Here is a 14,381-nt window from a genome sequence, read left to right on the forward strand (position 1 = left end):
GACTGTGTTTTAAAAAGCAGTCGCCTTCGGCTTGCCGTTAAACGATTTTTCTGCGAGCCGTCCCGCTCCGAACCAATCCAAAGTGGCGCTGTCCGGTTAGGCTCTGTCAGAAAACCCGTAACGACGCCCTCCCCGGGCCTGAGAGCCCGACCCTCCCGGGGGGGTAATGTCAAAAGGGAGTTTTCTGACAGAGCCTTGGCCCAATCCGCGACAAGCCCGCGCATCTACCGGAGATTCGAGCATCGGGCTGCGGGCGCAAAAAAAACCGCCGGGCGCGGGGGGGCGACCGGCGGGTTCGGTAGGGCGTGTGGGGCTTCGGCGAGCGCGGACTACTGGGCGTAGGCCTTGCCGAAAAACTCTTTGCTCTCGTCCGGGTTCGGCTTGATCGTCTGGCTTCCCTCCTGCCAGTTGGCCGGGCAGACTTCGCCGTGCTCTTCGGTGTACTGCAGCGCCTGAACCATGCGAAGCGCTTCGTCGACGCTGCGGCCGAGCGGCAGATCATTGACGACCTGGTGACGGACGACGCCGTCCTTATCGATCAAGAACAAACCGCGGAGCGCGATCCCGCTATCGAGCAGGACGTCGTAGTCGCGGGAGATCTGCTTGTTCATGTCGGCGACCAGCGGGTAGGACGTGGTGCCGATCCCGCCTTGGTTCCGCGGCGTGTTCCGCCAGGCGAGGTGGGAGAAGTGGCTGTCGGTCGAGACGCCCAGGATTTGGACGTTCAGTTTTTCGAACTCGGCAGCCCGGTCGCTGAAGGCGATGATTTCGGTCGGGCAGACGAAGGTGAAGTCGAGCGGCCAGAAGAACAGCAGAACGTACTTGCCTCGGTAATCGCTGAGCGAGAGTTCCTGGAACGATCCGTCGGGCATGACGGCTTGGGCTTTGAATTCGGGGGCCTTTTGAGTAACGAGCACGCCCATCGAGGGACTCCGGATTGAGTTGGGAAGGAGGTACGGGGACCTTTGCCTGCGATACGCCCCACTATCTCGCCAGCCCTCGAAACTGACAACCCGCCGCCGCGACCAGTTCCGCGAGGTACCGCCGCGCGTGGGGGCTGACCGCGACGGTCGCCAGCACCGAGCACCCTGCGGCGAGGGGACCAGCCAGCAGCGTCGCGGGGAGAAGCGTCACCCAGAAGCTGGTGCGGTCCATCCGGTAGCCGCACTGCTGCATGCTCCACCACACGCCGAGCAGCAGCAGTCCGTTGGCGACGAGCGTCGCCAAGACCGCCCCTTCGAGCCCCAGCGGCGGAACCAGAATCCGGTTCAATCCGACGTTCGCGGCTAGCGCCACGGCCATTAGGACGGCGATCAGTCGCCCCCGCTCGGCAACCCACAGGTAATCCTGAGCGAGCGTCACGATTGCCGACCAAATGCAGAACACGAACACGGCCGGCATCACCGCCAGCCCGCCGTCGTATCGCCCGGCGAGCAGGCTCTGGAACAACCAAGGCATCAGCCACAGTGCGGCCGCCGCTCCGGCCGTGAACACCACCGCGCAGCCGAGCAACACCCGCCGCAGCCGCTCCGCTACCGCTCGGCGCCGGCCCCGTTCCCAATCGGCCGCCAGGTAGGGCAACAGCACGCCGCTGGCCATCGTCGCCAAACTGGTCAACAGCCCGGGAACGATCCGGCTGCTGTGGTACTGGCCGACCAACTTTTGCCCCCACTCCGGGCCGGAGCCGCTGAGGTGCAGTAACATGTAGCGGTCGGTCAGCTCGAACGTATTGGCCAGCAGGTTCATCATCCACAGCGACGCTGCGTAGGGGAGGATCCGCCGCCACATCGAGCGTCCGTCGAGCCGCGTGTCGCTGGCCGGCAGACTCGGCCAGCCGCGGACGATGATCCACCACCCAGGCAAGAGCCCGACGAGCGTGGCCGCCGCAAAGCAGACCACCAACCCAGCCAACTCGCCTCCCTGCCACAACCACACCACGCCGAGAATCGTGAACCCGACGCTCTGCAAGAACTGCATCAACGAGACGACCCGGACCTGCCGCAGGCTGGCCACGAGATCATTCATGAAGTTGAACGCGATCACCGCGGCAAGTGCGCCCGCAACGGCTTGGATCAGTGGCAAATCGGCAGCATCGCGGAAAATTAACCGCCCGAACGGCTGGGGCCAGAGCAAAATCCAGGCGACTCCGGCGGTGGACAATAGACCCGTGACCGCAGCGATCCGTCCGACGAATCCGCGGAGATGCCCTTGGAGCCGAAAATGCTCAACGTAGCGGGAGAGCGAACCGGGCATCCCCAGCAACAGCATCGGTGCACCCATGCTGATGAACCCGAATGCCATCGCCCATTGGCCCAGGGCGGCGTCATCCATCAGCCGGCAAAACCAAATTCCGCGAACAAACCCGATCCCCCGCTGGACGACCGTCATGATCAACATGACCAGCATCCCGAGGGCGAGCGAATCGGCGCGAAAGTGACGGTTGTCTGACATGGCTCAAAGCACAACTTCCACCCGGTCTGCCGACAGCGGTTTTGACAGCTGTTCCCCCCGGGTCCCTCAATCGTTGCCCACGGCGGTGAGCAGACCCCCGGCCAGCGACCTCCACCGACCACTTTTCTTTCTGTCTTCCCACTCTCAGCCGTCGTATCCCATGCATTCCGCAAATCCGCTCCGCCGTTTTGCCCTCTGTTTGCTCCTCGGCTGGAGCTTCGGCTCGGTCGCTGCCGCCGAGGATCCCTGGCCTCGCTTTCGCGGTCCGAGCGGCGACGGGACCGCCGCGGCCGACGCCGAGTTGCCGCTCCGCTGGGGCCCGGATGAAAACATCCTCTGGCGGTGCGAACTGCCCGGCGAAGGCTGGTCCTCGCCAGTCGTGGGAGACAAGCGGGTTTATCTGACCGCCGCGATTCCCGATGCCAAGGGTGAGGAAGGGGACCTCGATCTGTCGCTGCTGATGATCGACACCGAGAGCGGCAAGTTGATCCGAACAGTCAAGCTGCTCGATCAGTCCGCAGCGGACGCCCCGGCGATCCACTCGAAGAATTCCCACGCCAGCCCCACGGCGGAACTCTCCGCCGAGCGGGTGTTCGTCCACTTCGGGCATCAAGGGACGGCGGCCACCGATCGCCGGGGAGAAATCGCCTGGAGCAACCGCGAGCTCCGCTATCGTCCGGTTCACGGCAACGGCGGCTCTCCGCTGCTGGTCGGCGATCGACTGGTGATCGCCTATGACGGCGGAGAAGATCCGTTCGTCGCCGCCCTGGATGCGAGAACCGGGGAAGTTCTTTGGCGGACGCCTCGGCCGGTCGAATCCTCCCGCTCGTTCTCGTTCTGCACACCGACCGCCATCGAGGTTGGAGGGCGGACGCAGGTCATCGTTCCCGGCAGCGACTGCGTCACGGCTCACGATCCGGAGGACGGAAAGATTCTCTGGTACGCCCGATACGACGGCTACTCGGTCGTCCCCAAACCGCTCTATGCCGGCGGGCTGATTTTCCTCTCCACCGGTTACGGCCCCACCGAAGTGCTGGCGATTCGCCCGACCGGCAGCGGCGACGTGACCGACACCCACATCGCGTGGCGGCTCGACCGGGGTGCACCCAAAACGCCCTCGATGGTCGCCGACGAGGAACTGCTGTACGTCCTCAGCGACGACGGCATCCTCACGACCCTGGAGCTCGAGTCGGGCGAAGTGGTGTACCGCAAACGGATCGGCGGAGCTTACTCCGCCTCGCCCGTGCTGGCCGCCGGCCGACTCTACTTGGTCAGCGAACAAGGCATCGCGACCGTGATTCGCAGCGGCCGGAAGTTTGAACCGCTGGCCGAAAACGACCTCGGCGAGCGAACCCTCGCCTCCCCGGCGATCGTCGGTAACACGATCTTCCTGCGAACCGCCAAAGCGCTCTACCGGATCGGCGGGTAAGAAAACTCGTACTCCGCGAAGCGGTACTCGTACTCGCGATCCAATCAACACCCTCCCCCCGGGAGGGTCGCGAGGAACGAGCGGGGAGGGCGATGCGGGATCTAGAGTCCGGAGCGAGGTCGGACTTACGCAGCCCTCCCCGGGCCTGAGAGCCCGACCCTCCCGGGGGGAGGGTAATGGTGAAAAAAGGCTGTCTTCGCGAGCTTGGTTGTGAGCCTCTCACACCTTGGCGGCGATTCGTTCGAGGAGGGCTTTGGAGAGCCGGATGCCTTCGAACTCATCCGGCTTGGCCCCTTCCCATTCGATGCCCACCCAGCCGTGGTAGCCGTGCTTGAGCACGATGTCCATCAAGCGGGGGTAGTCGAGCGACGTTTCGTTGCCGTTCTCGTCGAAGGCGTACGTCTTGGCGCTGACCGCCTTGGCGTACGGCATCAGTTCATCGACGCCTTTGTAATTGTCGTACCGCTCGCCCGTTTTGCGATTGATCACGAAATTGCCGAAGTCGGGGAGCGTGCCGCAGTTGTCCATCCCGACCATCTCGATCGTTCCGGCCAGCCATTGGCCGTTGCTGCTCAGCCCGCCGTGGTTCTCGACGATCACATTCAGCCCCAGCGGCTTGGCGAACTCGCTCAGCATCCGCAGCCCGTCGGCGGCGCGCTTTTGCTGCTCTTCGTAGGTCCCGCTGCTGGCGGCGTTGACGCGCACCGAGTGGCAGCCGAGGAATTTGGCCGCCTCGACCCACTTCTTGTGGTTGTCAACCGTTTGCTGGCGATCGGCCGCCTCGGTCGCACCGAGCTGGCCCTCGCCGTCGACCATGATCAGCAGGCTCGTGACGCCGTGATCGGCCGCCCGCTGCTTCATCTCGCCCAAGTACTGGGTGTCGGTGGCTTTGTCCTTGAAGAACTGGTTGACGTACTCCACGCCCTCGATGCCAAACTCTTCCTTGGCGGTCTTAGCGAAGTCGAGATGGTCCAGCTTGCCCGCAAAGATCGTCTTGTGCAGCGACCACTGGGCGAGCGAGATCTTGTACGGCGGTTCGCCCTCCGCTCGCTTCTCCCCATCGGCGGCAAGGAGACGCGCGGGAGCCAGGGCAGCGACACTCGCGGCCGCTCCGGCAGCCAGCGTGGTCTGCAGGAAGCGACGGCGTGAAGGGGCGTGAGCGGAAGTCGAGTGGTGCATCGGGTGGGTAAACTCCCTGCGGGTCGGGATGAAACTTGAAAACGAAGCTCTGTCAGAAAAACCCTGAGCCGACGGCGCTAGCCGCGGGCCTATCCAGCGGAATGACCAGGGCCGCGTGAGGCCCGAGGTTAGCGCCTCGATTGTAGCTGCTGAGAATTCGGAATGAGAGTCAGTGCTGCGATCGCTCCCTGACTTTCGAGCTCGCGCCGCTGCGTTAGCGGAGGTGCATCCGGCGGAAAGCCACAGAGGTCACAGAGAACACCGAGGAGAATATGGGGGAAAAATCTCGGTGCTCTCGGTGTTCTCAGTGGCTCCCTCTGTGACGCCCTCTGTTCACACCCGCTCAGCCGGTGACGAGTGCGGCGAGGCGTTCGGAGATCTCGCGGAGAATCGCGATGTCCGAATCGGGTCGCTTTGGGCTCCCCGGGAAGGTCTCGGCTGAAGCGATCCAGCCGCGCTCGTGGAGGAACTGTGCCGCGTTGTGCTTGTACGCTGGGACGGGCGAGCGAAAGGCAAACATTCCCAAGTACTGCAGGAGATCGTTGAGCTCGTAGAACCGAGCATCCCCCGCTTGCCAGAACGCATCGCGAACCGCGAACGCCGCCGGATCAAACGTGCTCAGCCCGAGCAGATAGTCGCTGCCGTACATCACCATGTCGATCGCAAGATCGTTTCCGGTGAGCACTCGAAACTCGGGCCGCACCGCATCGCGGACCGCCAACCGAGCCCACTCCTGGGTGCGGCTCAGCGACGAGTGTTTGGCGCCGCGGCACTGCGGGATTCGGATCAGCCGCTCGTAGACCTCGAGCGAATAGATGCGGCCGAACGGAGCGAACATCGATCCCAATTCGAAGGCGAGAAATTCGCCGGCGTGACGACCTAACGCTTCGTACGCAGCGATCAACTCGTCGTCGCCGAGCGACGTCAGCCCAAACGATTGAAACACGATCGGCGTCCCGCCATGAGCGGCGAGCTGATCGATCGCCGTGCGGTAGGCGTCGAGGGCGAAGGCGGAGCCGGGCGCGTCCCCCACATACGCACCAGCTACGAACTGGGTATCGCCACAGATCGCGGCGGTCTCTCGCAGCGCCTGTTCGCGGATCTCGTCGCTGATCAAGTTCGCGTAGCCGGTGTCCATGTTCACTGCCGGCACCAGCCCCGCCTCGAGCGTCCGCCGCACGTGGCCCCGGAAGCCGTTCCAGTCGACGTCGCCGCTCGGCAACAGCGGGAGCAGGATTGCGGACATCCCGTGGATCTTGCGGTTCGGGCGAAGTGGAGGAGCCGCTGTCGCAGGTTGGGGTGCGTTCACCGGTCGAGTGGCCTCGTAACGAAAACAAGGATGAGTGGACTTACCAGATGCAACCGCGGGCGGCGACCGGTTCGGCAACCGCTTCATCGCCCTCGACCCAGTACGTGACATCCATCAAGTTGATCACCGGACAGATGTGGTTGGGAATGATCGTCAACCGCTCGCCGATCCGCGGCACCGAATCGCAGCGGCTGACATCGATCATTCCGTGCTCTTCGCTGAGCCGCCGCACGATGGCCTCCGGATACTCCAGCACGTGACCGAAACCGTCAACGTGGTGAGCCCCATCGGAAGTCAACGTTTTCGAGCCCGCATCGACGACGACTTGGCCTTCGACCGCGTTGCTGACGACCGTGGTAATGATCCGCGCGGCGCACTGTTCGAAGGTCGCATGCCCACCGGTCACGCACATCCGGTCGTTGTAGATGTACGTTCCGGGGCGGATCTCGGTCAGCAGCGCGTTGAAGTGTGACTGCTTGCCGGTCGGCGTCGAGCCGCCGGAGACGACGCGGACTTCAAAGCCGGCGTCGAGCAACCGCTGGCGAAATTCGCCCAGCCGGGTCGCATGCCGCTTGAAGCCCTCCTCCTGCGTTTCCGGAGGTCCCATCAAATCGCCTGGGAAGAAGAACAGTCCAGCGAATGCGACCCCTTCGCTGTGAGCGATTTTCTCGGCGAGCCGCGCCACCGCCTCGACGTCTCCCATTCCCGTCCGGCCATTGCCGAGATTGACATCGATCAGCAAGTCGAAACGAATCCCATGGGCGGCTCCCGCCGACGCCAGGACCTCGGCCGCCTCGGGCGAATCGATGGCGACAGTGATTTTGGTGCCGGAGGCGGCCAGTGCTGCCAATCGCGCGGCGGCCGTCGGTTGCACGATTGGATAAGCGACCAGCAGATCGTCGCAGACGGCCGCCATCACCTCCGCTTCGCTCGGCTTGGCCACGGTCAGCCCGCAGGCGCCGGCGGCCAGTTGCATCTCGGCGGCGCGGAGCGTCTTGTGGGTCTTGGCGTGGGGGCGGAGACGCAGGTTGTGCTGCCGCGCGTAGCTGGCCATCCGCTCGATGTTGTCGGCAACCACTTTCGGATCGATGCGAACGTGCGGAGTGGGGATCGCGGCGAGCGGAATCCGCTGCTTCGGTTCGGGGGCCGCGGCGGTTGCGGCGGAGGAGCGAGTCGCGGTCGGGGAAGGGCTGTGGGAGGGCATGTCGATTCCGAAAGGCTGCAGTGGAGAAAGACCGAAGCGGGATTATAGGGTTTCGCTTCCCCGCCCGGCACCGCGCCACTGAGTACGGGGTACTGAGCACGGGGCAGATGTTCCTCGCTGACCGCCGCTCCTGACTCGCCTGCCAGGCTGGCACGAGGCGGGGTTGGCAGGGACTCGAGCGGGGTGGCGGAAGGCCCTTAAAGCATTTGCTGTCAATGGCTTGCGATGCGACTTTCGGTCACTGGTACGCCGCTTGCTTAGGTCAAGCGGCCATACGATGAGCTGTCAGAATCGACGGCTATCGGTCTACCGACACAACCGAGTGGACCGCTCTCGAGGCGGTGTATTGGTTCAGGCATTTCGCAACCACTGAGGAGAGACACGACGTGGCAAAGCAGATCGTGTTCGATGACGACGCACGCGGCCCGCTGCTGGCCGGCGTGAGCAAGTTGGCCAGGGCCGTCCGCAGCACCCTCGGCCCCCGCGGCCGCAATGCGGTGCTCGACAAGGGCTGGGGGTCGCCGAAGGTGACCAAGGACGGGGTGACGGTGGCCGAGGATATCGAGCTGGATGACCCGTTCGAGAACCTGGGTGCCCAGCTGGTCAAAGAGGCGGCCAGCAAGACCAATGACGTGGCTGGCGACGGCACGACCACTGCAACGGTGCTGAGCGAAGCGATCTTCCGCGAAGGCTTGAAGATGATCGCCAGCGGGGCTGACCCGATGGCGCTGACTCGCGGGATCTCTCTGGCGGTGCGGACGGTGAGCGACTCGATCGCTTCGCTGGCAACTCCGATCGACGAGAAGAATAAGAACGAAATCAAGCAAGTCGCCACGATCGCCGGCAACAACGATCCGGAGATCGGCAAGGTCTTGGCCGATGCCTTCACCAAGGTCGGCAAGGACGGCGTGATCACGGTCGAAGAAGGTCGCTCGAGCGAGACTTACGTCGACGTGGTCGAGGGGATGCAGTTCGATCGCGGGTTCCTCTCGCCGCACTTTGTCACCAATCAGGACGAAGTCACGGTCGAGCTCGAAGACTGCTACGTGCTGCTGTTCGAAGAGAAAATCAGCAGCAACAAGAAGCTGATTCCGATTCTCGAAGCGATCAGCAAATCGAAGAAGCCGCTGTTGATCATCGCCGAAGACGTCGAAGGCGAAGCCCTGGCGACGCTGGTCGTCAACAAGATGCGGGGCATTCTCAACTGTGCCGCGGTCAAGGCTCCGGGCTACGGCGACCGCCGCAAGGCGATCCTCGGCGACATCGCCACGCTGACCGGCGGGCAGGCGATCTTCAAGGACCTGGGGATCGATCTCGAGAGCGTCAAGCTGAGCGACTTGGGCCGCGCCAAGAAGATCCGCATCACCAGCGAGAACACGGTGATGGTCGGCGGTGCGGGAACCAAGGAAGCGATCACCGGCCGGGTCGACCAGATCCGCCGCGAGATCGAGAACACCGACAGCGACTACGATCGCGAGAAGCTGCAAGAGCGACTGGCGAAGCTGGCCGGTGGCGTGGCGCAGATCAACGTCGGTGCCGCGACCGAGACCGAGATGAAAGAGCGGAAGGCGCTGATCGACGACGCGCGAGCCGCGACCCAGGCGGCGCTCGAAGAGGGCATCGTTCCGGGCGGCGGCGTGGCGCTGATCCGCTGCTACGACGCGGTCGGCAAGCTCGCCAAGGGGCTCGAGGGCGACATCCGGATGGGAGCGACGATCATTCAGAACGTGCTCGACCAGCCGCTGCGGGCGATCGCCAACAACGCGGGTGTCGACGGAGCGGTCGTCGTCAATCGGGTCCGCCAGTTGGAGGGGAAGAACGACGGCTACGATGCCAACGCCGACAAGTACGGCGACCTGGTCGCTGCCGGGATCATCGATCCGGCCAAAGTCGTTCGCACTTCACTGACCAACGCCGCCAGCGTCGCCTCGCTGTTGCTGACCACCGAATCGCTGGTCTGCGACATCCCGAGCGAAGAAGAAGAGGGCGGCGGCGATCACCATGACCACGGCATGGGTGGCATGGGAGGTATGGGCGGCATGGACATGGGCGGCATGGGTGGCATGGGAGGTATGGGCGGCATGATGTAGTCGCCTCCCTCGTGCCCACTCCAGTCGAACCTTCACTTGAGTATTCCCCACAGCATTTCGAACATTTTTTGGAGAGATTCCCCATGGCCAATGTCAATATTCGTCCGCTCGATGACCGCATCGTTGTTCAGCCTTCCGAAGCCGAAGAGACCACCGCGGGCGGCATCGTGCTCCCCGATTCGGCCCGCGAGAAGCCGCAGCGGGGGACGGTCGTGGCGGTCGGTCCGGGGCGCCTGCTCGATAGCGGCAACCGGGGTGAGCTGAGCGTCGCCGTCGGCGACGTCGTGATCTACGGCAAGTACGGCGGAAGTGAAATCGAGATCGACGGACAGGAAATGAAGATCCTCCGCGAGAGCGACATCCTGGCCAAGGTGCTCTAAGCAACCCACGGTTGCGCTTGACGCGTGTCCGCAGCGGGCGCTCGTTTCACCGACCTCAACAATTCAACGTAAGGGTATATGTCCAGTGGCAAAGCAATTGCTGTTTGAAGATCACGCCCGGTCGCGGATGCTGGCCGGCGTGGACAAATTGGCCAAGGCGGTCGCCGTCACGATGGGCCCGACCGGCCACAACGTGATCATCGACAAATCGTTCGGCGGCCCGACGGTCACCAAAGACGGTGTGACGGTCGCCAAGGAAGTCGAACTGGAAGACCGGTTTGAAAACATGGGAGCCAAGCTGGTCATCGAAGTCGCTCAGAAGACGAGCGACTTGGCCGGCGACGGGACCACCACCGCCACCGTGCTGGCCCGCTCGATCTTCCGCGAAGGGCTGCGGAACATCGTCGCTGGCAGCAACCCGACGGCGATCCGCCGCGGGATCGAAAAGGCGGTCGCCGCGGCGACCGAGAAGCTGCACGAACTCGGCCGTCCGGTCTCGGGCAAGCAGGAAGTCGCTCACGTCGGCGCGATCAGCGCGAACAACGACCGCGAGATCGGCAGCCTGTTGGCCGACGCCCTGGAACGGGTCGGCAAGGACGGCGTGATCACGGTCGAAGAGGGCAAGACCCGCGGGACCGAAGTCGAATACGTCGACGGAATGCAGTTCGACAAGGGTTATATCTCTCCCTACTTCATCACCGACACCGGGACGATGGAAGCGGTTCTCGAGAACGCCCTCGTTCTGCTGTACGAGAAGAAGATCAGCAACATCCGCGACCTGGTGCCGTTGCTGGAAAAGTCGGCCCAGAGCGGTCAGCCCCTGTTGATCATCGCCGAAGACGTCGACGCCGAAGCGCTGACGTTGTTGGTCGTCAACAAGCTCCGCGGCACGCTCAATGTCTGTGCCGTCAAGGCTCCGGGATTCGGCGACCGTCGCAAGGCGATGCTCGGCGACATCGCCACGCTGACCGGCGGAACGCTGATCAGCGAAGACCTTGGAATCCAGCTCGAGAACGTCTCGCTCGAGCACCTCGGTCGGGCCAAGAAGGTCGTGGTCGACAAGAGTGCGACGACGATCGTCGAAGGTGCCGGCGAGCGATCGGCGATCGACAAGCGGGTCTCGCAGATTCGCGCCCAGATCGAGCAGACCGACAGCGATTACGACAAGGAAAAGTTCCAAGAGCGGTTGGCCAAACTCTCCGGCGGCGTCGCTGTGATCAGCGTCGGGGCCGAGACCGAAGCGGAGATGAAGCAGACCAAAGCCCGCATCGAAGACGCCCTGCACGCGACGCGGGCGGCGATCGAAGAGGGGATTCTCCCCGGCGGTGGCGTGGCTCTGGTTCGCTGCAAAGAAGCGGTCGAGGCGGCCAAGAAAACCGCTCGCGGTGACGAAAAGATCGGGGTCGATATCGTCCTCGCTTCGCTCGACGCCCCGATGCGGCAGATCGCTGACAACAGCGGCATCGACGGCAGCGTGATCGTCGACGAAGTCCGCCGCAAGGACGTGAACATCGGCTACGACGCCCATGCGGGCCAGTTCGTCGACATGTTCCAAGCTGGCGTCGTCGACCCGGTCAAGGTCGTGCGGACCGCGTTGACCAACGCGGGAAGCATCGCCGGGTTGCTGCTGACGACCGAAGCGATGGTCACCAACTTCGACAAAGAAGACAAGGAACGTCGGGCGGTCGAAGGAGTGATCTCCTAGGAATCGCGACCGATTCCGGTCTATTGTTCTTCAAACTCTCACTACCGGGCCGCTTCCGCTTCGTTCGGGAGCGGCCCGGTTTGCGTGAGAGCCTCCATGCGTCCGAAACATCCACAGGCAGATGTCACAAAAACGCTGCTACTACGAAGTGCTGCAAGTCGAACGGTCCGCCAGCCGGGCCGATATCGACCGCGCTTACCGCAAGCTCGCTCTCCGCTACCACCCCGACAGCAATCGCGGGGAAGAAGACAATTCGGAGAAGTTTAAGGAAGCGAGCGAAGCCTACGACGTGCTGCGGGATGCCGAGAAGCGAGCCCGCTACGACCAGTACGGCCACGCCGGCGTCGGCAGCGGTGGGCAGCAGTTCAATGACGTCGAGGATATCTTCGAGGCCTTTGGAGATCTGTTCGGCGGAGGCATGTTCGGCGACCTGTTTGGCGGTCGCGGAGGGGGTGGAGGGCGCCGCGCGCGGCGTGGAGCCGACGTTCGCTGCGATGTGACGCTGACGCTCGAAGAGGCCGCCGCCGGCGTTCGACGCGAAGTTTCTTTCCGCCGTCGGGTGAGTTGTGAGACGTGCGACGGGAGCGGCGCCGCTCCCGGCAGCCACCCCCAGACGTGTCGGCAGTGCGGCGGACGGGGGCAGGTCATCCAGTCGGCCGGCATCCTCCGCGTCCAGACCGCCTGCCCGGTCTGCCACGGCTCGGGACAGACGATCAGCGATCCCTGTCCGACCTGCGGGGGGGCGGGGCTCGAGAGCAAACGCGTGACGCTCGAGATCGACATTCCCGCCGGGGTCGACGATGGCATGCGGGTCCGCCTGCCGGGTGAAGGCGAAGCCAGTCCCGGCGGAGGCCGCCCGGGCGACTGCTACTGCTTCGTGACCGTCAAACCTCATAATCTGTTCCAGCGCGACGGGACCAACCTGCTCCTGGCGCTGCCGATCGCTTACACCCAGGCTGCCTTGGGGGCGGAGATCGAAGTCCCGACGCTCGAAGGCCGGCAGACCGTCCGCATCGAGCCGGGGACCCAAAGCGGCACCGTGCTGCAGATCCGCGGCCAGGGGATCGTCGACCCGCGGGGCGGAAGAAAAGGCGACCTGCTGATCCAGACTTTCATCGAAGTCCCGAAAAAGCTGCCGGCCGAACAGGCCAAACTGCTCCGCCAATTGGCTGAGGTCGAACACGAGGCCGTCCTCCCCGAGCGGAAATCCTTCCTAGACAAACTTCGCGACTTCTTCGAACCCGAAGAGTCGGCTACTGACGAACCAAGCAAGTGAGGCTGAGGGGACCATGAACCACAATTCCCAACGAAATCACGCGGGCGACGATCCGCAGCAATCCGAGTCGACCGATCAGCCCCAGGCGGCTCAACCGCAGCAAGCCGCGGGGCAAGGAGCTCCGCAGCAAGCGGGCGAAGCGGCCGGGCAATCGGCTCAGGATCCAGCCGCCGCGGAACAGACGCCCGAGCAGCAGATCGAATCGCTCCAGGTCGATCTCGAGGAAGCCAACCGCCGCCTGCTGATGGCCCAAGCCGATGTGGAGAACTTCCGTAAACGGATGCGGCGCGATTATGAAGAGCAGATTCGCTACGCCGCTGTGCCGCTGATTCGCGATATGCTCGAGGTCCGGGATAACCTCCAGCGGGCCTTCGACTCGGCTCAATCAGGCGAGCAATCGAGCGAGCAATCGGCGGGACTGCGAGAAGGGGTCGCGATCGTCGCCAAACAGTTCGACGAAGTCCTCGGTAAACACCACTGCCGACCGATCCCGGCGGAGGGCGAATTGTTCGATCCCAATTATCACGAAGCGATTTCGCAGATGCCCAGTGATGCGCACCCGGCTGGGACGGTCATGCATGAAGCGACCCGCGGATACCAGTTGCACGAGCGGGTCGTGAGGCCGAGCCAAGTGATCGTCAGCACCGGACCGGCAGAATAGTTCCTTCCCTTTCCACTTAACCAGAGGCGGAGATCTGACTCTCCGCGGATCTTTATCGAGAGACACGTGGATGCCGACTTACGATTACGAATGTGACGCTTGCGGCCATAGTTACGAACTGTTTCAAGGGATCAACGATCCAGTGGCGAAGAAGTGTCCCGAGTGCGGGAAAAACAAGCTTCGTCGACTCTTTGGTACCGGCGCGGCCATCGTGTTCAAAGGCAGCGGGTTCTATCAGACCGACTACCGGAGTGAAGGTTATAAGAAAGCTGCCGCAGCCGATAAGAAAACGGGTGACGGAGGTTCCGCCGAGAAAAAATCATCGGGCGGCAGCGAGTCGAAGAAAACCGACAGCGGTAGCAGCACCAAAGCGAAGCCCAAAAAGGCCGACTGAGGCTGCGAACTCCGAAGGCGGCCAGGCTGGGACGGCGTAAAGCCTCGAAGGAAAAGGTCGCCCAAAGTAGAAACGGCACGTCAAAATCTCACTCTCCCGCTTGCGGGAGGGTCGGGCTCTTAGGCCCGGGGAGGGCAATAGGTTTCGGCACGAAGTCTCGATTGAGCCGTTAGAAAACAAGCCAATTCGCTGAGCCAAAAGGGGCACACGCACTCATCACGCGAGCGTCAATCGGCCCCTCCCCGCTCGTCCCTCGCGACCCTCCCGGGGAGGTCGTGCAGTTTTCTGGTCCCCTCTCCCCCA

Annotated in this window: 12 protein-coding genes; 7 read left to right on the forward strand and 5 right to left on the reverse strand. The window is 63.6% G+C overall.

Annotation, left to right across the window (positions count from 1 at the left end):
• Nucleotides 1–329: 329 nt before the first annotated feature.
• Complete coding sequence (locus GNK13_RS01285) at nt 330–923, reverse strand: peroxiredoxin (protein WP_164100626.1); 594 nt, start codon at nt 921–923, stop codon at nt 330–332.
• 61 nt (nt 924–984) lie between these two features.
• On the reverse strand, nt 985–2,451 hold the full coding sequence (locus GNK13_RS01290) for a lipopolysaccharide biosynthesis protein (RefSeq protein ID WP_164100627.1): 1,467 nt from the start codon (nt 2,449–2,451) through the stop codon (nt 985–987).
• A 160-nt stretch (nt 2,452–2,611) separates the two neighbouring features.
• Here GNK13_RS01290 and GNK13_RS01295 point away from each other — a divergent pair, with 160 nt between their 5' ends.
• A complete protein-coding gene (locus GNK13_RS01295) occupies nt 2,612–3,880 on the forward strand; it encodes a PQQ-binding-like beta-propeller repeat protein (protein ID WP_164100628.1) in 1,269 nt (422 codons plus the stop codon).
• Between the two features lie 219 nt (nt 3,881–4,099).
• On the opposite strand, the gene GNK13_RS01300 is transcribed toward GNK13_RS01295, so the two are convergent.
• The 3 genes from GNK13_RS01300 to GNK13_RS01310 all read right to left on the reverse strand — a co-directional run bounded on the left by GNK13_RS01300 (nt 4,100) and on the right by GNK13_RS01310 (nt 7,572).
• Complete coding sequence (locus GNK13_RS01300; protein WP_164100629.1) at nt 4,100–5,059, reverse strand: sugar phosphate isomerase/epimerase family protein; 960 nt, start codon at nt 5,057–5,059, stop codon at nt 4,100–4,102.
• Nucleotides 5,060–5,402: 343 nt separating this feature from the next.
• Nucleotides 5,403–6,305 (reverse strand): dihydrodipicolinate synthase family protein, encoded by a 903-nt coding sequence (locus GNK13_RS01305; RefSeq protein WP_235934706.1) that lies wholly within the window; start codon nt 6,303–6,305, stop codon nt 5,403–5,405.
• A 103-nt stretch (nt 6,306–6,408) separates the two neighbouring features.
• Entirely contained in the window at nt 6,409–7,572 is a 1,164-nt protein-coding gene (locus tag GNK13_RS01310) for an alanine racemase (RefSeq protein WP_164100631.1), read from the reverse strand.
• Between the two features lie 386 nt (nt 7,573–7,958).
• Here GNK13_RS01310 and groL (GNK13_RS01315) point away from each other — a divergent pair, with 386 nt between their 5' ends.
• The 6 genes from groL (GNK13_RS01315) (at nt 7,959) to GNK13_RS01340 (ending at nt 14,078) form a co-directional block, all read left to right on the forward strand.
• Entirely contained in the window at nt 7,959–9,662 is a 1,704-nt protein-coding gene (groL, locus tag GNK13_RS01315) for a chaperonin GroEL (RefSeq protein WP_164100632.1), read from the forward strand.
• An 83-nt stretch (nt 9,663–9,745) separates the two neighbouring features.
• On the forward strand, nt 9,746–10,042 hold the full coding sequence (gene groES, locus GNK13_RS01320; protein ID WP_164100633.1) for a co-chaperone GroES: 297 nt from the start codon (nt 9,746–9,748) through the stop codon (nt 10,040–10,042).
• Between the two features lie 85 nt (nt 10,043–10,127).
• Nucleotides 10,128–11,747, forward strand: coding sequence for a chaperonin GroEL (gene groL, locus GNK13_RS01325; protein WP_164100634.1), 1,620 nt, complete (start codon nt 10,128–10,130; stop codon nt 11,745–11,747).
• A 121-nt stretch (nt 11,748–11,868) separates the two neighbouring features.
• Complete coding sequence (gene dnaJ / locus GNK13_RS01330; protein WP_164100635.1) at nt 11,869–13,023, forward strand: molecular chaperone DnaJ; 1,155 nt, start codon at nt 11,869–11,871, stop codon at nt 13,021–13,023.
• Between the two features lie 13 nt (nt 13,024–13,036).
• Nucleotides 13,037–13,684 carry a nucleotide exchange factor GrpE gene (locus GNK13_RS01335; RefSeq protein WP_164100636.1) on the forward strand — a complete coding sequence of 216 codons (648 nt, stop codon included), beginning with the start codon at nt 13,037–13,039 and terminating at the stop codon, nt 13,682–13,684.
• Between the two features lie 70 nt (nt 13,685–13,754).
• On the forward strand, nt 13,755–14,078 hold the full coding sequence (locus GNK13_RS01340) for an FmdB family zinc ribbon protein (RefSeq protein WP_164100637.1): 324 nt from the start codon (nt 13,755–13,757) through the stop codon (nt 14,076–14,078).
• Nucleotides 14,079–14,381 lie beyond the last annotated feature (303 nt).

The organism is Candidatus Laterigemmans baculatus, assembly GCF_010367455.1.
Taxonomy (GTDB): Bacteria; Planctomycetota; Planctomycetia; order Pirellulales; family Pirellulaceae; genus Laterigemmans; species Laterigemmans baculatus.